The 20,068-nt window shown below is 49.6% G+C and carries 17 protein-coding genes and 1 tRNA gene; 14 read left to right on the top strand and 4 right to left on the bottom strand.

What is annotated here, in order from left to right; translation table 11 throughout:
- The first annotated feature begins 166 nt into the window (after positions 1-166).
- A complete protein-coding gene (locus DWZ76_RS02305; protein ID WP_107000922.1) occupies positions 167-829 on the top strand; it encodes an HAD family phosphatase in 663 nt (220 codons plus the stop codon).
- Positions 830-969: 140 nt separating this feature from the next.
- Here the strand turns inward: DWZ76_RS02305 and DWZ76_RS02300 are convergent, their stop codons facing one another.
- A complete protein-coding gene (locus DWZ76_RS02300) occupies positions 970-1,872 on the bottom strand; it encodes an SH3 domain-containing protein (protein ID WP_118471699.1) in 903 nt (300 codons plus the stop codon).
- A 603-nt stretch (positions 1,873-2,475) separates the two neighbouring features.
- On the opposite strand from DWZ76_RS02300, the gene trmB reads away from it, so the two are divergent.
- The 3 genes from trmB (at position 2,476) to trxA (ending at position 3,884) form a co-directional block, all read left to right on the top strand.
- Positions 2,476-3,111, top strand: a complete 636-nt coding sequence (trmB, locus tag DWZ76_RS02290) for a tRNA (guanosine(46)-N7)-methyltransferase TrmB (protein WP_118471695.1) — start codon at positions 2,476-2,478, stop codon at positions 3,109-3,111.
- A 250-nt stretch (positions 3,112-3,361) separates the two neighbouring features.
- Positions 3,362-3,505: a hypothetical protein gene (locus tag DWZ76_RS15000; protein ID WP_182426662.1), complete on the top strand. Its 144-nt coding sequence runs from the start codon at positions 3,362-3,364 to the stop codon at positions 3,503-3,505.
- A 61-nt stretch (positions 3,506-3,566) separates the two neighbouring features.
- Entirely contained in the window at positions 3,567-3,884 is a 318-nt protein-coding gene (gene trxA, locus DWZ76_RS02285) for a thioredoxin (RefSeq protein ID WP_118468980.1), read from the top strand.
- Between the two features lie 261 nt (positions 3,885-4,145).
- Here the strand turns inward: trxA and DWZ76_RS02280 are convergent.
- Positions 4,146-4,218 (bottom strand) — tRNA-Lys (locus tag DWZ76_RS02280).
- 735 nt (positions 4,219-4,953) lie between these two features.
- On the opposite strand from DWZ76_RS02280, the gene nrdD reads away from it, so the two are divergent.
- From nrdD to DWZ76_RS02265, 3 genes are all read left to right on the top strand, one after another.
- The gene (nrdD, locus tag DWZ76_RS02275; protein WP_118471693.1) at positions 4,954-7,143 is read left to right on the top strand and encodes an anaerobic ribonucleoside-triphosphate reductase; all 2,190 of its coding nucleotides are present in this window, start codon (positions 4,954-4,956) and stop codon (positions 7,141-7,143) included.
- A gap of 47 nt (positions 7,144-7,190) precedes the next feature.
- Complete coding sequence (nrdG, locus tag DWZ76_RS02270; protein ID WP_118471691.1) at positions 7,191-7,688, top strand: anaerobic ribonucleoside-triphosphate reductase activating protein; 498 nt, start codon at positions 7,191-7,193, stop codon at positions 7,686-7,688.
- 208 nt (positions 7,689-7,896) lie between these two features.
- A complete protein-coding gene (locus DWZ76_RS02265) occupies positions 7,897-8,871 on the top strand; it encodes a DUF308 domain-containing protein (RefSeq protein ID WP_118471689.1) in 975 nt (324 codons plus the stop codon).
- A 195-nt stretch (positions 8,872-9,066) separates the two neighbouring features.
- Here the strand turns inward: DWZ76_RS02265 and DWZ76_RS02260 are convergent, their stop codons facing one another.
- Entirely contained in the window at positions 9,067-9,306 is a 240-nt protein-coding gene (locus DWZ76_RS02260; RefSeq protein WP_022359127.1) for a helix-turn-helix transcriptional regulator, read from the bottom strand.
- 215 nt (positions 9,307-9,521) lie between these two features.
- Entirely contained in the window at positions 9,522-10,439 is a 918-nt protein-coding gene (locus tag DWZ76_RS02255) for an AraC family transcriptional regulator (RefSeq protein WP_117796802.1), read from the bottom strand.
- A 449-nt stretch (positions 10,440-10,888) separates the two neighbouring features.
- On the opposite strand from DWZ76_RS02255, the gene DWZ76_RS02250 reads away from it, so the two are divergent.
- From DWZ76_RS02250 to DWZ76_RS02220, 7 genes are all read left to right on the top strand, one after another.
- Positions 10,889-12,832 carry a beta-L-arabinofuranosidase domain-containing protein gene (locus DWZ76_RS02250; protein WP_118471687.1) on the top strand — a complete coding sequence of 648 codons (1,944 nt, stop codon included), beginning with the start codon at positions 10,889-10,891 and terminating at the stop codon, positions 12,830-12,832.
- 105 nt (positions 12,833-12,937) lie between these two features.
- On the top strand, positions 12,938-13,873 hold the full coding sequence (locus DWZ76_RS02245; RefSeq protein ID WP_022359124.1) for an ABC transporter permease: 936 nt from the start codon (positions 12,938-12,940) through the stop codon (positions 13,871-13,873).
- An 11-nt stretch (positions 13,874-13,884) separates the two neighbouring features.
- Positions 13,885-15,009 (top strand): oligopeptide ABC transporter permease, encoded by a 1,125-nt coding sequence (opp3C, locus tag DWZ76_RS02240; RefSeq protein WP_227589457.1) that lies wholly within the window; start codon positions 13,885-13,887, stop codon positions 15,007-15,009.
- 11 nt (positions 15,010-15,020) lie between these two features.
- Positions 15,021-16,100, top strand: a complete 1,080-nt coding sequence (locus tag DWZ76_RS02235) for an ABC transporter ATP-binding protein (RefSeq protein WP_118471685.1) — start codon at positions 15,021-15,023, stop codon at positions 16,098-16,100.
- On the top strand, positions 16,097-17,035 hold the full coding sequence (locus tag DWZ76_RS02230; protein ID WP_107000910.1) for an ATP-binding cassette domain-containing protein: 939 nt from the start codon (positions 16,097-16,099) through the stop codon (positions 17,033-17,035). The genes DWZ76_RS02235 and DWZ76_RS02230 overlap by 4 nt, the downstream gene beginning before the upstream one ends.
- A gap of 193 nt (positions 17,036-17,228) precedes the next feature.
- A complete protein-coding gene (locus DWZ76_RS02225) occupies positions 17,229-18,917 on the top strand; it encodes a peptide ABC transporter substrate-binding protein (protein WP_243017752.1) in 1,689 nt (562 codons plus the stop codon).
- A gap of 257 nt (positions 18,918-19,174) precedes the next feature.
- Positions 19,175-19,882, top strand: a complete 708-nt coding sequence (locus DWZ76_RS02220) for an FCD domain-containing protein (RefSeq protein ID WP_118471681.1) — start codon at positions 19,175-19,177, stop codon at positions 19,880-19,882.
- The last annotated feature ends 186 nt before the right edge of the window (positions 19,883-20,068 follow it).

Raw genomic sequence — 20,068 nt, 5'->3', positions numbered from 1 at the left:
ATGCGAAGCCACGGCAAATTCCGTTACTGGGCACGATGCGTGAACAGTAATAAATTTTTCGAAAGAATGGCGGGAGGGTGGAATAGGGGCTTGTCAGCTGGCGGGGGATTCCTGTATACTGGGGGAAGATGTTATAATCTGGAGCAGAAAGAGAGAGGATACGAATATGATAAAGGCAGTCATCTTTGATATGGATGGGGTCATCATTGACAGTGAAGGAATTTATCTGAATTATCTGTATGAATATGCAAAAACGAAAAATCCGGAGGTGACTCTGGAAAGTCTGCACGGGACGGTGGGGACGACGAAGCAGGACTGCTGGATGGTTGTGGAGAAGGCGATCCACAATGGTCAGACCTGGCAGGAGCTGCATGACGAGTATCTGGGGCGCTGGACGGACATTTTTAATTCGATTGATTATCTCTCGATCTTCCGCCCGGAGATTCTGGATGTGATGGATCGCCTGAAAGCGGAGGGCTTCCGGCTGGCGGTCGCATCCGCGACGAATATTGAGCAGGTGGAGCGCATTTTAAAGGAAAATGGCGTGGCGTCCCGTCTGGAGCGGATGATCAGTGCGAGTACGTTCAAGCGCAGCAAGCCGGATCCGGCGGTTTACCTCTATACGGCGGAGCAGATGGGCCTGCAGCCGGAGGAGTGCCTTGTGATTGAGGATTCGACGGTCGGCATCACGGCGGGGCACTGCGCGGGAATGACAGTGGCGGCGCTCATCGATAACCGTTTTTCCTTTGACCGGAGCCTGGCGGACTATGAGTTAAATTCGCTGGAGGAGATTGTGCCGCTGGCGGAGAAAATTCGGGATTTGAAGTAAAATTTGAGTTGAGTAAATTCAGGGATTCATTGCGGAAAGTATAATTGCGAAAGTGATGAACCATTGTACAAAGAAAATGAAAAGGAACCATGTATGTCAGGGAGAAGAATCACTGCATGTATGGTTCCTTTTTTGGCTGATTACTGCGAAACCTGCCGGATAAAGTCTCTGGAAACGTAGGCTTCCTGTCCGTTGTAGCTGATTACCGCCCATTTTTCGTCGTAATCACGGAGATATTCCACATCGGTATCTGGTGCTAGAACACCAATCCTGTCAGTGTCGGTGGATGGTTCCGGACGGACATTGACTGTGTCGGTGGTCCGGTAAACGGTCGATTCTGCGGCAACGGTCTCTGCCTCGGTTTCTGGAGCCAGCGATTCGGTGCTGACGGCTGCAGTAGAATCCGGTTTGGCATCCGTCGCAGGGCGTATCATCTTGATGATCAAAAGCAGCAGGATGATAATAATAATCAGAAGCACTGGTTTAATAATGCTTCGAAATTCAAAAGACGGACCGCCTGCATAGGCGCGCGGACGGCGTCCCCCGGAGTTGCCGGAACGTGTGCCGGCAGGTTTTCCGTTTCCAGAGCCGGCAGAGGGATGGCGGCTGTTCCCGCGAAGGCGGGAAGAAGCGGAGGTTGGAGCTGCACTTCGGGAAGCCCGGGTGGATTTTTTTGTGTCATTGTAGTCATTTGCGAAGGTGTAGACCTCCTGCGACAGAAGGTGATGCGCCTGATTGGCGTTGTAGGCGCTGTTGTCTCCCTCATGGATCGCCTTGTTGCCGATCGTGCGGATCTTGTGGTAATGTTCGCAGGTGGTCTTGCTGATTTTTCCGGCGCTGTAGAGGGCATCGATCATTTCCAGAAGGCCGGTCTCCAGAATGCCATACCGCTCGCAGAGGCATTTGACCATGTATTCAAGGGTCTGGCGGGCTTTCACCATCGCCAGGTTATAATTCTTCTGTCCGATCAGGCGCTCGGTCTCGCGAACCCCGCCGTGGATTTGTTCCCAGGTGCTCTGACCTGTGTTAGCTGTTGTTCCCATAGGCATATCCTCCTGTGTATATGATGCAGGTCCGAAACCGGCGTGCCGACGGCTGTTCCCGGACGGATCCTGACTTTTGAATGTCCGGCGAACGGGTGAAAAGACGGCAGCCATTTCGTGACCGTATGTTTGGTTTTGTTCTAAAATTATTATAATATAATCGGTTGAATTATTCATCTATAAAATGATGAAAATTGGAAAAGTTATGAAATTTGTAAGAAAAGGACACAAAGTCGGACGGATTAGAAAGGACGGCATGGAGGAGAGTGGAGGCTGTTTATGGGCAGGCATTTTTGGAACCGAAAGTGCCGCAAGAAAACGTGGGGGCAGCAGGAATTTGCCGTATTTAAATGCGAAGCCACGGCAAATTCCGTTACTGGGCACGTATGCGTGAACAGTAACACGGGGATCGTATGCGTGAACAGTAACACGGGGATCGTAAAATGGTGTGAAAATAGAGCACCTTTGCTTGCGAAATGGGGGCTTCAATGGTAAGATAAGGATAGATCCGGCGGGTAAGCCGGGGCGTCTCAACGGAATGATACGGTACGGAAGAAAGTCCATCCGGGACGGCGCAGATTGTAGACAGCAGGAGGAACGAAGATGAGATTACGCCATATACCGGGCGCAGAGCAGATGATAGAAGAAACCCCGCATGTGGTTCATGGGGCGAAGGAGAAGAAGGGAACCTGGCAGCAGATTTTTGGAAATGACCATCCGATCCGCATCGAGGTGGGTATGGGTAAAGGTCAGTTTATTTTGGAGCAGGCGTCCCGCAACCCGGATGTGAATTTTGTGGGTATTGAGAAATATTCGACGGTTCTTTTAAAGGCGATCCGCAAGAGAGAACAGATGGAACTGTCCAATATCTATTTCTTATGTGAGGATGCCAGAGAATTGGCAGAGATTTTTGGACCGGGGGAAGTAGAGCGGATTTATTTGAATTTTTCGGATCCGTGGCCGAAGGACCGACATGCGAGACGGAGACTGACCTCGCCGCCATTTATGGCAGTGTACGATCAGATTCTCCAGAAGGATGGAAGAGTCGAGTTCAAGACGGACAACCAGGATTTATTTTCCTATTCCCTGGAAGCCATCCCGGAGGCGGGCTGGCACATCACAGAATATACCCGTGACCTGCACCACAGCGAGATGGCAGAGGGCAACGTTATGACCGAGTACGAGGCAAAGTTCTCGGCGCAGGGCAAGCCGATCTGCAAGCTGGTGGCAGTGCGGTAGGAAAATCATTACTGTACACGGGTAGGCACTTTTGGAACCGAAAGTGCCGTAAGAAAACGTGGTGGTAGCAGGAATTTGCCGTATTTAACGGTTATCTGAGCTGGCAGAGCCGGAATAAAGAAAATAAAAGCTGCATATAGTTACTATAATATAAAGAGGGATGGCTGGATGCGCGGCGGTGCTTTTTGTGAGAAACCTGGACTCACATGAACGGTGACGATGCGCGCCGTGTGTTTGCCAGAAGTCAGGAATGGATATTAAAAAGCAGCTCACACGGAAACTTGTTCAGGCGACCAGCGATAAGGTGGAACTGAATAAACAGGCGTTAAAATGGAAAAAATCGATGGAAGAGGCAGCAAAGGCACTGGGAGGCGGTAAAAAGAAGCCGTCGTAAAGAGAAACAGGGCATTTCTGTTGACTGCCTGTATGGATAGAACGAAAGGAGGAAATGAGTGATGGAGATGAAGTTTACGACCGCGAATTTTGAGGAGGAGGTACTGAAATCGGAGATTCCGGTACTGGTTGATTTTTATGCAGACTGGTGCGGTCCGTGCCAGATGATGGCGCCGGTGATCGGGCAGCTGGCGGGCGAGTATGAGGGAAGAGTGAAGATCGGAAAGCTGAATGTCGATGAGAACCCGGATATTGCAGTCCGGTATAAGGTTATGTCGATCCCGACGATGATTATTTTCCGGAATGGGGAAGTATTCAGCAAGGAAGTCGGCGCTAGTTCAAAGAAGGAAGTGGAGAAGGCGATTGGGCGGGCACTGTAAAAGCTGCGTCTTTGGAGTCCGGCGTGGGGCGGGGTAAAAAAGGTTGCGTCTTTGAGTCCCGGCGTGCGGCAGCTCGAAAAAGCTGGCGCTTTTCCTCGCTGTCGGGCATTCGCCCTATAAAGAAAAAAAGAGATAACGGATGCTGCTTATGTGCAAGCACAACGCGTCATCCGCCATCTCTTTTTTTCTTTGCACGCCTCATTGCTAACGCACAAAGTGCCTGCCCCACAGCTCTCGGTCTGCGAAACAAGCACTTGATAGTGCGCCTTCAGGGACTCGAACCCTGGACAAATAGATTAAGAGTCTACTGCTCTACCAACTGAGCTAAAGGCGCTTATTTTGTTTTCTTGCGGATGCCTCATCCGTAAGACATGTGTTATTCTACTCCATCCAGAATAAAATGTCAACAGTTTTTTAAATATTTTTAAAAATATTTTAAAAAGCATTATTTTCGGTATTTTTAAAACAGATAAGGGTATGGGCGAAGGAGACTCAGAGGGTATATGGGATGCAGCCATGGGAGAAATGACGAGGTGGGTTTTGCACATGGGACGGTGGATAAGTCTGGAAAGAACGTCGTGGAAAGGAGATCACAGATTTGGGTGTTTGTAAAGGGAGAAAATGATTTTTGTGCAAAATTCTGATTCGAAAAAATATAGGGGAATCCTCTTCCATTTTTAATCTAATTGGTGTATGCTTAAATACGTCACGACGAACACACTATATATTGTGTTATGAAAGAAATCGAGTTCAATATTTTGTATGTAATTCTAAAAATTACCTAAATACAAATCAAAAATAAAGCCAATCGTAAGACAAGTCGGAACGGAAAAGAATCCTGTCAGTGAAGGCATCCGGACATGAAAAATAGCCTGTCAGAAGAAGGCGCTGCTCTCATGAATGAGGAAATGAGAGTAAGCTGGGGGACGGGAAATGGATACAGATGGATGTTCGATGTATGCCATAAAAGTAGAAAGAGAAATCACAGAAACAGGAACCGGCGAGTCAATTGATAGATTATAGAAGACAAGTCATAAAACGGGCTTAAGGGTAAGGAGAGGGAACAGGGATGGAAGACACAGTAACAACCAATGTAATCAAACGAAATGGAGAAGAAGTACATTTTGACCGGGAGAAGATCGTAAATGCGATCACAAAAGCGAACGGCAATGTGGAGCGTATTCACCAGATGAACCCGTACCAGATTGAAGCGATTGCAGATACGATCGCCGAGCAGGTGCAGGAGACGCCGCACGCGGTGAATGTGGAAGACATCCAGGATATGGTAGAGACCAGCATTATGGAGATGCGTGGTTATGAGGTTGCACAGAAATATGTGCGCTACCGCTACCGCAGGGAGTTAAAACGCAAGTCCAACACGACCGATAACGGCATCCTGGCACTTTTGGACCATATTAATGAAGAAGTGAATCAGGAAAACTCCAACAAGAACCCGGTCATCAACTCGACCCAGCGTGACTACATGGCGGGCGAGGTCAGCAAGGACTTATCCAAGCGTGTGCTGCTGCCGGAGGAGATCGTCCGCGCGCATGAGGAAGGCATCATCCATTTCCATGATACCGACTATTTTGCACAGAAGGAGCACAACTGCGACCTGATCAATCTGGAGGATATGCTGCAGAATGGCACTGTGATCAGTGAGACGATGATCGAGAAGCCGCACAGTTTCTTTACGGCCTGCAACGTGACCACCCAGATCGTGGCGCAGGTAGCCAGCAACCAGTATGGCGGACAGTCCTTTACTCTGGCGCATCTGGCACCGTTTGTGGACATCAGCCGTCAGAAGCTGCGCAAGAACGTGATTGCAGAGCGCACCGAGTGCGGCGAGGCACTGGATGAGGATATCATCAACCGCGTGACCGAACGCCGTCTGCGCGAGGAGGTTAAGAGCGGCATCCAGACGATCCAGTACCAGCTTATCACCCTGATGACCTGTAACGGACAGGCTCCGTTTGTCACGGTATTTATGTATCTGGACGAGGTCCCGGAGGGACGGACCAGAGATGACCTTGCGATGATCATCGAGGAAGTGATGCTGCAGAGAATGCAGGGCGTCAAGAATGAAAAGGGCGTCTGGATCACACCGGCGTTCCCGAAACTTATCTATGTGCTGGATGAGGACAATATTACGGAAGGTTCGAAATATTGGCACCTGACTGAGCTGGCAGCGAAATGTACCGCGAAACGGATGGTTCCGGACTACATTTCCGCTAAGATTATGAAGGAATTAAAGAAGGGCGAGGTTTACCCGTGCATGGGCTGCCGTTCTTTCCTGACGGTAGAAGATTCCCAGATGCTGCCGAACGGTAAGCATAAATTCTATGGACGTTTCAACCAGGGTGTTGTCACGATTAACCTGGTCGATGTGGCTTGTTCTTCGGAGGGAGATATGGACCGTTTCTGGCAGATTCTCGATGAGAGACTGGAACTGTGCCATCGTGCGCTCCGCTGCCGTCATGAGAGGCTGCTCGGCACGATCTCCGATGTGGCGCCGATTCTGTGGCAGAATGGTGCGCTTGCCCGCCTGAAAAAGGGTGAGACGATCGACAAACTCCTGTACAACGGCTATTCTACGATTTCTCTGGGATATGCAGGTCTGTATGAGATGTGTATGCGGATGTTAGGAAAATCCCACACCGATCCGGAGGCGAAGCCATTTGCACTGAAAGTTATGCAGCGTCTGAATGATAAATGCAAAGAGTGGAGAGAGGCGGAGAACATCAGCTATTCTGTATACGGCACGCCGATGGAGTCTACGACTTATAAATTTGCAAAATGCCTGCAGAAGCGCTTCGGTATCATTCCGGGCGTTACGGATAAGAACTATATCACGAACAGCTACCATGTACACGTATCCGAGAAGATTGACGCGTTCAGTAAGCTGAAATTTGAGGCAGAGTTCCAGAAGCTCTCCCCGGGCGGTGCGATCAGCTACATCGAGGTGCCGAATATGCAGACTAATATTCCGGCAGTTCTCTCTGTAATGCAGTTTATCTACAATAACATTATGTACGCGGAGCTGAACACCAAGAGTGATTTCTGTGAGAAGTGTGGCTATGACGGCGAGATCAAGATTGTTGAGGATGAGGCTGGCAAGCTGGTGTGGGAGTGCCCGAACTGCGGCAACCGCGACCAGAACAAGCTCTTTGTCGCACGCCGTACCTGCGGCTACATCGGAACCCAGTTCTGGAATCAGGGACGTACCCAGGAGATCCGCGATCGGGTGCTGCATCTGTAGGATGTGGTGAAAGCCTCCGAGAGTACTTTGGTCTAGGGGAGGAAGATATGTATTACGGAACCATCAAAAAGTATGATATTGCCAACGGTCCTGGCGTGCGCGTCAGCTTGTTTGTGTCGGGCTGCCGCCATCACTGTAAGGGCTGTTTCAATGCGGAGACGTGGGATTTCCGATATGGACAGTTATATACAGAAGAGACGGAGAAAGAGATTTTAGCGGCATTGGAGCCGGGATATATACAGGGCTTTACGCTGCTCGGCGGAGAACCGTTTGAGCCGGAAAACCAGATGGAACTGGTACATTTACTCCGGAAGGTGCGCGAGACGTATCCGGAGAAGGATATCTGGTGCTACAGCGGCTATCTCTGGGATCGGGATCTGGCAGCCGGCGGCGTGGTCCATACAGAGGTGACAGACGAGATGCTGTCCTATGTAGATGTGCTGGTGGACGGAGAGTTCGTGGAAGCGGAGAAGGATCTGACCCTGCAGTTTCGCGGAAGCCGGAACCAGAGGATTCTGGAGCTTAAGAGAATAGGAAGAAAATAATAAGAATGAGATAAAAAGCTGCTGCAGATCGGAAAAAACTTTCTGATCTGCGTCAGCTTTTTGCATTACAAGGGAGATACAGCAAGCATATACGTGCCTTTGTAATCCGGGGCAGGCTATCATAAGTGGATATTTGCTTCAAGGGGCATAAATAACCCACCTAAGCATCCGTATTTGTGGTAAGATGGACTTAATAGGGGGTATAGCTATGGAGTCTGGAATTCTGATGATTGTGATAGTGGTTATGGGCATCTTTTATCCGGCATATACGGCCTGGATTTCCCTTGTGGAGGCACCGGTGTATCTAAAGATAGGTTTCTTGTTTACTATGTCAGGAGCGCTTCTCGTCATGAGAATCCTGAGGAAAGAAAAGCAGATAAAATGGATGGTTCTGCTTGGCATTCTGGGGGTATATGCCTGGAGTCTGTATAGTTGGTATGACGAAGAGTGCCATTACCAGTATGCGAGAAGCGTGCATGGAGATTCGGGCAATGCTTTGATGCTGTTTGTTGGCACCTTTACATGTCTGATACCGTTGTTTTTGCTGGATGCTGAACTGACCAGGTGGATGGAGTCCCGGAAGAAAAAGAAAGAAGAGAGTCCTGAATCTGAGAAGGAAACAGAGAAAAAAGAAAACCGTCTGGCAGCAGGAATGAAAAACTGGTTTGGAAAGCATCGCCAGACTCTCTGTACGCTGCTTATCTGTGCGATGGGCTGTGGACTTCTTATGATCCTGCTGTATCCGTATAAGTGCCGGGAGGAAGGATGTTACAATCTGGCCTTCGATGACTTATACTGTGAACAGCACTGGGCAGAGAAGATAGAAGAAAGTAAACGGGAAGAAGAGGAACGTAAAAAAAGAGAACGGGCTGAGCTGATAGAATTACAGAAGAAAAAAGAAGAAGAGGAATCCAGAAGCCATGAGGAATATCTTAAGCGGATAGAAGAGGATCCCTTGTGGGAACTGAAACAACGGAGTCGTAAAAACACACCTGCGCAGAGGGGAATACCACCGGTGCAAAAGAATCTCCAGAATCCCTATGCGGCTTATGATGCAGGATATGATGATGTTATGGAAGGTGATGATTATGACTGGGATCGCTACCGCCGGGATTCAGAATATGCCGATGGTGTAGATGATGCCCTGGATGAGCGGGAAGAGTATGGACGGGATGACTGGTAAGGTATCTTGCTGGTGGACACCTTATATATAATATTCGGATAGGTTAAGCGGTACTGTCTTTTCAGAGGCGGTACCGCTTCTGTTTTTAAAAATAGGATCACCAAAAAGAGCTGTCACAAAAGCCGGTGCAAACCGTCGGTTGACAGCTCTTTTTTGGCGTGCGATCCGCACATGAAATTACTTGTTTCCGAATGTTTAATACATTCCATCGTAAGGATCTTCTTCCTCATGAACTTCAAATAGATCGCCGGGCGTACAGTCCAGTGCGGAGCAGATGCGGGCGATGGTGCTGAAGCGGATGGATTCAGTTTCATTGTCCAGAATCCGGCTGGCATTTTTATAGCCAAGCCCGGTCATGGCGATAAAACGGTATTTCGTCAGACGCTTTTCAGCCAAAAGTTTATGAATGCGAAGTTTAATCGTGACAGTTTTCAATTCGGAATTTCCTCCTTTGTATACACACAGTGTCACATTAAATATAAAGGATTTTCAATGTGCGGATAACTGGCTTAAACAATAGCTGATGTAGAGGAACTGATAGATACATTAAAAAACTGTTCACTGGTTTGTGTATAAAAAAGAACTGCCACGCTCATGACAGTTCTTACGAAAACAAATAGATAGTAAAAAACACCAGCTGTGAATCGCCTCTAAGGCGCCTCACTCCCCCCATTCTCTTCTGCGTAAAACATCCGGTACTGCGCCGGGGTGATGCCGATCTCCTGCTTAAATACGCGGATAAAATAGGATGGGATCCGCAGTCCTACCATCTCACCGACCGACTGGATCGTGGCGTCGGAGTGGAGGAGAAGCTGGGAGGCGTGTTCGATCCGCAGTTTTTTCAGGTACTGCATCGGGCTGGCACCGTATGCCTGGTGGAAGCTGCGGATTAAGTGGGACGGGCTGTAGGAATACTGGCGCGCCAGATCGTTTAAGGAGATCTCCTCCGTGTAGTGGGCATCCAGATAGTCGCGCAGCGTCCGGGCGATGCTTTCCTTCTCGCGGCTGTAGCAGTACGGCGCATAGAGAACCTGGAGAAATTCAATGAAATCATTCTGGAGCTCAAACGGCGTCCGCACGGAGGACGGAAAGCTCTTTTTCTGTGTGTATTTGCTGAAAGAAACCAGGTTCATCCGCTGCAGATACTTTTCCAGCTTCTCCCGGTTGGCTTCCGGCACGGTGCCGGTGCGCGGCAGGGAGAGAATGAAATTCTGCGGCGAATAGTAAAATTTCGGCGCGGCGCGCCGGGTTACGTTGTCCGGGTAAAATTCATCGGACAGGCTGTATTTGCCGTTGGTATAGAAATGCACCCAGCTCGTCGTGGTCTTTTCCTGGCAGACGCGGCTGCCGCGGTGCGGGGTATCGGGGGTAATGATAAAAAACTGCCCGGCATTCAGTTCAACGCGGAACGGATCCTGTTCGAGATATAAAGTTCCGCTGTGAACATAGATAAGATCAAAGACATTTCGGATCGTCCGGCGCTCATGGATATCGCCGGGGCGGTAAACACATCCGCCTCCGACGATAAAATAAGGAAGGGGTGGACAGTTTAAATTAATAAAATTCATGATGTATGTACTCCCGTTTAAATAAAAACAGCCACGTAACAGGAATCCTGTCTGAACCGCAGAGAAGCAAACGAAAAACAGGACAACTTTGTCAGGTTGTTAAACAAATTTAAAATATCAATTTTATTATATCAAATAGAAAGAAAAACAGCAAGAATCTGTTTGGGAAATCCCTTATATTTGCTGAAATAAAACACTCTACTTGGGAAAATAAGAGGGGATGAATGAAAAATGAAGAAAAATCAGAGAAAAAGAAAGAATGAAATCAGGCTGATTTTGTTCTATAAAAATACGCGTATTCTTTTCTATAATATGCAAAATGTGTTAGATCGCTTTTCCACTATTTGAATGGTATACTTATAAGAAAACATACAAAAAAAGAAGTCTTTTTCAGATTATTGATAGGCGCTTACGGATAAGTGAATAATAAATCAGGAGGTTTTCTGTGAATGATAAAAAAGGAGACAAGTTTCATTGATTTGAAACAGGTAAAGATAGATGACCCGTTCTTTTCGCGGGTACAGAATGTGGTAATTCACACGATGATTCCGTATCAGGAACGGGTGCTTCACGATGAGGTGTCCGGAATCCGAAAGAGCCATGTGATTAAAAACTTCCGCATTGCAGCGGGAGATGAGAAAGGAACGTATTACGGGCGTGTATTTCAGGACAGCGACCTGGCGAAATGGCTGGAGGCGGTGGCGTACTCACTGACCGTCGAGGCAAATCCAGAGCTGGAGGCGCGTGCCGATGCGATCATCGACCTGATCGGGCGGGCGCAGCAGCCGGACGGCTACCTGGATACCTATTTCATTGCGGCGGAGCCGGAACATAGGTGGCAGAACCTGACGGACTGCCATGAGATGTACTGTGCCGGACATATGACGGAGGCAGGCGTCGCGTACTATCAGGCGACGGGAAAGACGAAGCTTTTAGATATCTGCTGCAAGCTGTGCGATCATATCGATCGGCGGTTCGGACGGGAAGCAGGCAAAGTAACCGGCATTCCGGGACATGAGGAGATCGAGCTGGCACTGATGCGGCTTTATCAGGCAACCGGGGAAGAGAGATACCGGAAGCTGGCGGCATATTTTATCGATGAGCGCGGACGGGATCCGGAGTTCTTCCATAAAGAAGCGGCGGCTAGAAGCTGGAGCCGCACCGATTACATGGACAAGCAGCCGCCGTCCTACATGCAGAATCACAAGCCGGTGCGTGAGCAGGATACGGTGGAAGGACACGCGGTCCGTTGTATGTATCTTCTGACGGCGGCGGCAAACCTGGCAGCGCAGAATCACGATGAGGCGCTGATGGCAGCCTGCCGGAAGATGTGGGACAACATGGTAGACCGGCGGATGTACATAACGGGTGGAATCGGTTCCACCTATTACGGCGAGGCATTTACCGTGGATTATGATTTGCCGAATGATACCGCTTACGCGGAAACGTGTGCGGCGGTGGGGGTCTGCTTCTTCGCGAAACAGATGCTGGAGGCGGATCCGGACGCGCGGTATGCAGATATTCTGGAGCGGGAGATTTACAACGGAACCATCAGCGGCATGCAGTTAGACGGAACGAAATTCTTTTATATCAATCAGCTTGAAGCCAATCCGGGCATGCCGACCAACGCATACGGCGAGGAAGAGTACACGCCGGAGCGGATCGGCTGGTATGACTGTGCATGCTGCCCTCCGAACCTGGCGCGTCTGATGACTTCACTTGGTTCTTATGTATGGTCTTCAAGTGAAGATACGATCTATTCCCACCTGTTTGTCGGGGGAACGGCTTCCTTTGAAACGGCGGGCGGCGTGAAGATAGCGCTTACATCGAAATATCCGTGGAACGGCTCCGTTACCTACACGGTAGAACCGGAGCAGGCGGGAACAGAATTTACTTTGGCAGTCCGTTATCCGGGCTGGTGCCATCAGATGCAGGTAAAGGTCAATGGCATACCGGTTTCCGGGGCAGTCAAGACAGACAAGGGCTACTGGATGATCCAGAGAAGCTGGCAGCCTGGTGATACTGTTTCCTGCGAGATGGAGATGGAGCCGGAGCGGGTCTATGCACACCCGATGGTGCGGGCGGATGCCGGATGCGTGGCACTCAGATGCGGACCAATCATCTACACCTTTGAGGGCGTGGACAACGGAGAGGATCTTCAAACACTGCGGATTCCGCGGGAGGCGAAGATTGAAGCGCTTCCGTATCAGGCGGATCTGCTGGAAGGTATCGTGGCGCTGCGCGTGACGGGCTGCCGGAAGAAAACGGCGGTTAATCCGGCGCTTTATGCAGAAGATGCGGCACCGGAGGAGATGGTAACCCTGCAGGCAATTCCGTACTATGCATGGTGCAACCGTGGCATGACGCATATGCGCGTGTGGATGCAGGAATAGAGAGATAAAACCGTTTGTCTTATTTTATACTTCGGAGCTGAAAGAATATCCGGGCTATAAGAGAAGGAGAGAGACGTATTATATAAGAAAGAAGGGAGTACGGACATGAAGAAATATATCGGAAAACGTATCATGATTTCTCTTGTCACGCTTCTGATCATCATCCTGGTACTTTTTATGCTGCTGCAGCTGATGCCGGGATCTCCGTTCAACGATGAAAAGCTGACCGCGGATCAGATTGCGATGATGTCGAAGAAATATGGACTGGACAAACCGTTGATCGTACAGTTTTTCACGTATGTGAAGAACCTGCTGCAGGGCGATTTTGGTGTATCGTATGTTATCTCCAAGGATACCTCCATCTCGGTTCTGTTAAAGAACCGTGTGCCGGTCAGCTTTGGAATCGGACTGGAGGCAGTTTCCTTCGGTGCGGTAGTCGGACTGATTTTAGGTATTCTGGCAGCGCTCAAGAAAAATAGCTGGCTTGATACCATCTGTACTGTGATTTCAGTTCTGGGCGTCAGCCTTCCGTCCTATGTTTTTGCATTGGTTATGGCATATTTCATCGGCTACAAGGCACAGTGGCTGCCGCTTCTGTTTGACGGCAAGAAGTTCTTCGCATCGTCGATCATGCCGATGCTGGCGCTGTCGATGTTTACGGTAGCGACGGTGGCTCGATTTACGAGAACCTCCCTTCTGGAGGTGCTGGACAGCGACTACATGCTGCTTGCGGAGAGCAAGGGAATCACGGGACGCCCGCTTCTGGTGCGCCATGCACTTCGAAACGCGCTGATCCCGATCATTACGGTACTGGCGCCGTTGGTTGTCGATCTGATGATTGGTTCCCTGGTTATCGAGAAGATCTTCTCGATTCCGGGCATCGGAAGCTTAATGATTGCAGCGATTCAGTCCAACGATTACAACGTGACGATTTCGCTGGCATTTATCTACAGTGTCATGTACATTGTCCTGATGCTGGTGGTTGACGTCCTGTACGGAATTATCGATCCGAGAATCCGTCTGGCGAAGAAATCGGATTGAGAGGTGATGGCATGAAAAAACGGAGTGACGAAAAGACAGATGAGAAAATGACAGGCGGGGATGCGGCTTCCGTTCGGGAGCATGTGTTATCACCCGAAGAATATTTAAGCCAGATCGAATTTCTGGACGATGATTTTGAATTCCAGCACAAAGATGGCTTTGAACATGTCGATACAAACTTTGCAAGCCAGAGCTACTGGAAAGAGGCAATTGCACGGTTTAAGAAAAATAAGGGCGCAATGTTCAGCTTTGTCTGTATTCTGTTTCTGATTGTGATGGCGCTTGTCGGACCTCACATGAACCAGTTTACCTACGATCAGCAGATTATTACCAACCAGAACATGGCGCCGAGAGTGCCGGGACTGGAAAATATGGGTATCTTAGATGGTTCTGAGACGATCCGTACATCCACCGGAAGTAAAGAAATCAACTATTATGAGAGCAACGATCTGACCGATACCTACTATTGGTTTGGTTCCGATTCGCTGGGACGCGACCTCTGGACCAGGACCTGGAGCGGAACGCGGATCAGTCTCTATGTAGCGGTTCTGGCGGTATTCATCGACCTTGCGTTTGGTCTGACGTATGGACTTGTATCCGGATATTTCGGCGGAAAAGTCGATATGATCATGCAGCGTATCGTTGAGATACTAAACAGTATTCCGTACCTGATCACGGTTACCCTGCTTTTGTTAGTCATGAAACCGGGGCTTATGTCCATCACGTTCGCCCTGATGTTTTCCGGGTGGCTGGGCATGAGCCGAATCGCCCGCGCGGAGGTCTTAAAGCTGAAAGAGCAGGAATATGTGCTTGCTTCCCGGACGCTGGGAGCAAAGAGTTTCCGCATTATTTTCAAAGAGATTTTACCAAATATTTTTGGTCCTCTGATTACACAGACGATGTTCTCGATCCCGCATGCGATCTTTACCGAGGCATTCTTAGCCTTTATTGGCCTGGGTGTGCCGGAGCCGATGGCTTCGCTGGGTTCCCTGATTTCGAGTGGATATCAGAACTTTACAAGCCATCCGTACATGATCGTGTTCCCGTTAATTGTCATGGGACTTCTGATGCTGTGCTTTAACATGCTGGCGGATGGTCTGCGTGATGCATTGGATCCGAAGATGAAGGATATGTAGGAGGAAATGGCATGGAGAAAAAAGAAGAAATTTTACGAGTGCGGAATCTGGACATTTCCTTCGAGACGACAGCCGGAGTGGTCAATGCCGTCCGGGGCGTCAACCTGACGGTAAACCGGGGCGAGACGGTTGCAATCGTTGGGGAGTCCGGTTCCGGTAAATCGGTTTCTGCGAAGGCGATCATGGGAATCCTGGCAAAGAACGGAACGATCGACCGCGGACAGATCACATTTTCATATTACCGTAACCCGGAGGAACGGGTCACCAGAGAAATTCTGCAGATGAAAAAAGAGGAAATCCGCCGTCATATCAACGGAAAACGGATCGCGATGGTCTTCCAGGATCCGATGACCTCCTTAAACCCGCTGATGCCGGTTGGAAAACAGATCATGGAAGGCATGATCTGGCATTACCATACACCGAAGGAAGAGGCATATGAGAAGGCGCTGGAGATGATGAAACTGGTCGGCATCACCGACGCGGAGAAGCGAATCAAAAACTATCCGCACCAGCTCTCCGGTGGTATGCGCCAGAGAATCGTCATTGCGATCGCACTGGCGTGCGATCCGGAACTTTTAATCTGCGACGAGCCGACGACGGCGCTGGACGTTACGATTCAGTCGAAGATTCTGGAACTGATTCAGGAGATTCAGAAAAAACGGCAGCTGTCGGTTATCTATATCACGCACGATCTGGGCGTCGTTGCGAAGGTTGCCGATTATGTCAACGTCATGTATGCAGGCAAGATCGTCGAGAGCGGCACGGTCGAGGATGTATTCTACGATCCGCGCCACCCGTACACATGGGGACTTCTCTCCGCGATGCCAGATCTGGGAACGGACGACGAACGTCTTTACACAATCCCGGGCAGCCCGCCAAACCTGCTTCACAAGGTAACGGGTGATGCGTTTGCACCGCGGAATAAATATGCGTTAAACATTGACAGTCGTCTGGAGCCGCCGATGTTCAAGATATCGGGGACACACAGCGCCGCGACATGGCTGCTGCATCCGAAGGCGCCGAAGGTCGATATGCCGCCGGAGCTTCGGGATCGAATTGAGAGAATGAAGAAAGAGGGGGGAATCGCATGAGTGCAGTGACAGAGACAAACAAAAAGCCCCTTCTGGAAGTAAAAGGACTCAAGCAGTACTTTCCGGTCAGCCGGAAATTTACCGTAAAAGCGGTTGAGGATGTCAGTTTTTATATCAATCCGGGCGAGACCTATGGTCTTGTGGGGGAATCCGGATCGGGAAAGACGACGATCGGGCGGGCGCTGATCCGCCTCTACGATCCGACCGCAGGACAAATTACCTTTGACGGGATGGATATTTCCGGAAAAATGAGCCGCCAGACAGAGGCGAGACTCAGAAGTGATATGCAGATGATTTTCCAGGATCCGATGGCATGTTTAAATCCGCGCCAGAAAGTAGCGGATATCATTGCACAGGGGCTGGATATCCATCACCGGTACCATTCCCAGAAAGAGCGGACCGAGATGGTGGCAGACATCCTCCACAAGGTAGGTCTGGCGCCGGAACATGCAAACCGGTACCCGCATCAGTTTTCCGGTGGTCAGCGGCAGCGTGTCGGCATCGCCCGGGCGCTTGTCATGAACCCGAAGCTGATCATTGCCGATGAGTGTATCTCGGCGCTGGATATGTCCATTCAGGCGCAGGTTGTCAACCTGATGAAGGACATCCAGGACGAGACGGGGCTTGCATACCTCTTCATCGCCCACGACCTCTCGATGGTTAAATATATTTCCGACCGCATCGGCGTTCTTCATCTGGGCTACCTTCTGGAGACGGGCACGACGGAGGAGATTTTCTCCCATCCGGTACATCCGTACACCCGAAGCCTGATTTCGGCGATCCCGAACCCGAACCCGGTGGTAGAGCGCAGCCGGATTGCACTGCACTATGATTATAAGACGAGCGGCCTGGATTACGGCGCAGGTACGATGCATCAGATTGAGGGCACACATTTTGTGCGCGGAACCGATGCAGATTTGGAAAAATGGGTGTAGATTTAAAAGAAAGCCGATGCATTCCGGCACAAAATCAACCATAATAAATGTGATAAAATGACCTGTTTAGCGGGTGATTTTATAGATGAGCCGAACCAGCAGACAAATGAGGATAGACAGCCGGGACCAGGAAATGCAGCATGAAACGGGAATGGTTTGGTTTTATTAAAAAAACAAAAAAGGAGGAAGTATTATGAAGCTAAAAAAAGTAATGGCGTGGACGCTGGCTTCTGCTATGTTTGCTGGACTTTTAGCAGGCTGCGGCGGATCGACCCAGACAACAGAGACAGCAGCGGCTGAATCTGGAAGCGCAGAGGGCGGCAGCTCGGCTGAGGGCGGCAAGGTGCTTCGCTATCAGGCAAGCACTCTGGTAGACTCCCTGGATCCGGCACTTTCCAACGACTACACATCCAGTGGTGTTATCTCCCAGTTTATGATGGGGCTGATGACCAAGGATGAGTCAGGTGCTCCGGTTTACGGCGTGGCGGAGAGTGAGGAGAAGTCCGAGGATGGTCTGACCCTGACCTTCAAGATCCGTGACGACGCAAAATGGTCCAACGGCGATCCGGTAACGGCAAACGATTTCGTTTACGCATGGAGACGAGTAGCCGATCCGGCAACTGCAAGTGATTACCAGTTCTTTATCACAACCGCCTGCATCGCAAATGCAGAAGAGGTAACAACAGGTGAAAAACCGGTTGAGGAACTGGGTGTAGAGGCAGCGGACGATAAGACATTAGTCGTAACTTTAAGCTCCCCGTGTGCTATCTTTGATTACCTGATGGCATCCGGCGCATGCTTCCTGCCTTTAAATCAGAAATTTGTAGAGAGCTGCGGCGGCAACTTTGCAACTTCCGCAGATACCCTGTTAGCAGATGGTCCGTTCAAGGTATCTTCCTATGAGCCGTCTGCCATGAAGGTAGAATTAGTAAAGAATGATCAGTTCTTCGGTGCATCCGATGTCAAACTGGACGGTGTTGAGTTCTCGATCATTACCGACAGCCAGACAGCAGCCCTTTCTTTTGAAAATGGCGATCTGGACGTTGTAACCTTAAGCGGTAACCTGGTAGAGCAGTATGAGGATGATCCGAGATTCTCCACCAGAAGTGACGGTTACAACTGGTATCTGACCCCGAACATGAAGAAAGAGGGGCTTGACAATGTAAATATCCGTAAGGCACTGGCAAAATCGTATGACAAAGAAGCGATCACAACCCGTGTTCTGAAAGATGGTTCCACACCGATGGATTACTTCGTACCGCAGGGCCTTGCAACCAATGAAAGGGGCGAAGATTTCCGTGAGGCAGCAGGTAGCGCATACGACAGCTGGACCTACGATGTAGAGGCAGCAAAAGAGCTGTGGAAGACAGGTCTTGGCGAGCTTGGCAAAGATTCCTTATCCTTCACTTTAATGTGTGAAGATACCGATTCTGCACAGGCTGTTGCACAGTTCTTACAGAGCGAGTGGCAGAACAATCTGCCGGGTCTGACCATCGAACTTCAGGTACTTCCGAAGAAAGCCCGTCTGGAATACATGCAGAAAGGTGAATATGATATCGGTCTTACCCGCTGGGGTCCGGACTACGCAGATCCGATGACTGATCTGGATATGTGGATAACCGGCAGCTCCACCAACTACTCCCAGTTCTCCGATGCAGACTACGATGCAACCATCCAGTCCGCAAAGAAGGGCGATCTGGCACTCGACCAGGATGCTCGTTGGGAAGCTTTAGTTGGCTGTGAGAAGACGCTGGCAGATCAGTGTGTTCTGTTCCCGATTTACGGACAGTCTGTAGCCGTTATGACCAATCCGGATGTAAGCGGTATCCAGTACTACTCCGTAGGGCTTCCTTATCTGTTCATCAATGTAGATAAAAAGTAATAAATAAAAACAGATGGATCAAAATCTGAAATGATTTTAGATTCAAAGCGGACCGCAGAGTGAGAAAATGTACCCTGCGGTTCGTTTTTTTAGTTATTTTATGGCATTTTCGCTGTCAAACTGCAGCCTGCTTGTAACGGTTCACAGGTGGGAATTTTCTGAACTGAAAATTCCGTACGATACAGTAAGGGATGATTTACACGAATCGGAAATGATGATACAATCATAGAAATAGTACAGAGTATTGAGGTGGAAAAATGGCAGGGAAAAAACGAAACAGCAGCTTTGAAATACTGACAGCCATGCAGGACTTAAACACCCCGGCGGGAGCACTCCAGCTGGCGCAGATCCTGCATCTTCCGTCCGCCAGCATTGGGCGGGAGCTTCTGGAGCTGGAGAAAGCAGGGCTGCTTGTCAAGGTGCAGAACAAGGGGCGGATCCTGACGCCGCAGGGCGAACGCTTTCTGGAAGAAGAACGGTCACGCCGGGAGAAGATGAAGGCGGCGAATGAGCTTATCGAGGCGGCGTCGATGGAGACAGAAAGCGGGCTGGAGGATATTCTTTTGGTGCGGAAACTCCTGGAAGGATATGCGGCGGAGGCATGTGCAGAGCGGATTGAGCCGAAGGAACTTCAGAAATTAAAAGATCTGCAGGCAGACTATCTCTATGCAATCCGCCATGGAAGGGCGGGAAGCGAGGAAGATCTGGCGTTCCATCTGAAGATCGCGCATCTCTCAGGCAGCCCGTCTATCCTGCGGATGTTAAAGCTTATCCTGACCGACCAGGACGCTTATGCGCGCATCTCTCAGGCAGCAGTCCGCTCTGACGAAGTCCGGGAAAATGAACACGAAAGTCTTCTGGCAGCGATTGAAGCCGGAGACGGGGCACTGGCGCGCCGGGAGATGGAGCGGCATCTGGAGCATGTAGGGGAGAACCTGCAGGCGTATTTTGCGGGGAGAAAGTAGGATTTGTACGGATTATAAATAAGAAAAAATTTATGCAAATCACATTTTCGATGCGGAATTTGTATGTGCATAAATTCTGTTCTTAAATATGCTTGCGTTATCTGAAATAAAAAATAATGGTCTGCAGAATAAAATCTAAAACAGAAAAAGAAAATGAAAAAAAGATACTTAAAAATGTGAGGATTT

This window comes from Clostridium sp. AF35-15, assembly GCF_003477745.1.
GTDB classification, from domain to species: Bacteria; Bacillota; Clostridia; order Lachnospirales; family Lachnospiraceae; genus Otoolea; species Otoolea fessa.
The sequence above is the reverse complement of the archived record's forward strand: the minus strand, read 5'-3'. Positions and strand labels throughout refer to the sequence as shown.

Bases quoted from the DNA above. Each gene is read 5' to 3' on its own strand.
- DWZ76_RS02305 (WP_107000922.1), top strand. From the start codon at position 167: ATGATAAAGGCAGTCATCTTTGATATGGATGGGGTCATCATTGACAGT.
- DWZ76_RS02300 (WP_118471699.1), bottom strand. From the start codon at position 1,872: ATGGGAACAACAGCTAACACAGGTCAGAGCACCTGGGAACAAATCCAC.
- trmB (WP_118471695.1), top strand. From the start codon at position 2,476: ATGAGATTACGCCATATACCGGGCGCAGAGCAGATGATAGAAGAAACC.
- DWZ76_RS15000 (WP_182426662.1), top strand. From the start codon at position 3,362: ATGGATATTAAAAAGCAGCTCACACGGAAACTTGTTCAGGCGACCAGC.
- trxA (WP_118468980.1), top strand. From the start codon at position 3,567: ATGGAGATGAAGTTTACGACCGCGAATTTTGAGGAGGAGGTACTGAAA.
- nrdD (WP_118471693.1), top strand. From the start codon at position 4,954: ATGGAAGACACAGTAACAACCAATGTAATCAAACGAAATGGAGAAGAA.
- nrdG (WP_118471691.1), top strand. From the start codon at position 7,191: ATGTATTACGGAACCATCAAAAAGTATGATATTGCCAACGGTCCTGGC.
- DWZ76_RS02265 (WP_118471689.1), top strand. From the start codon at position 7,897: ATGGAGTCTGGAATTCTGATGATTGTGATAGTGGTTATGGGCATCTTT.
- DWZ76_RS02255 (WP_117796802.1), bottom strand. From the start codon at position 10,439: ATGAATTTTATTAATTTAAACTGTCCACCCCTTCCTTATTTTATCGTC.
- DWZ76_RS02250 (WP_118471687.1), top strand. From the start codon at position 10,889: ATGATAAAAAAGGAGACAAGTTTCATTGATTTGAAACAGGTAAAGATA.
- DWZ76_RS02245 (WP_022359124.1), top strand. From the start codon at position 12,938: ATGAAGAAATATATCGGAAAACGTATCATGATTTCTCTTGTCACGCTT.
- opp3C (WP_227589457.1), top strand. From the start codon at position 13,885: ATGAAAAAACGGAGTGACGAAAAGACAGATGAGAAAATGACAGGCGGG.
- DWZ76_RS02235 (WP_118471685.1), top strand. From the start codon at position 15,021: ATGGAGAAAAAAGAAGAAATTTTACGAGTGCGGAATCTGGACATTTCC.
- DWZ76_RS02230 (WP_107000910.1), top strand. From the start codon at position 16,097: ATGAGTGCAGTGACAGAGACAAACAAAAAGCCCCTTCTGGAAGTAAAA.
- DWZ76_RS02225 (WP_243017752.1), top strand. From the start codon at position 17,229: ATGAAGCTAAAAAAAGTAATGGCGTGGACGCTGGCTTCTGCTATGTTT.
- DWZ76_RS02220 (WP_118471681.1), top strand. From the start codon at position 19,175: ATGGCAGGGAAAAAACGAAACAGCAGCTTTGAAATACTGACAGCCATG.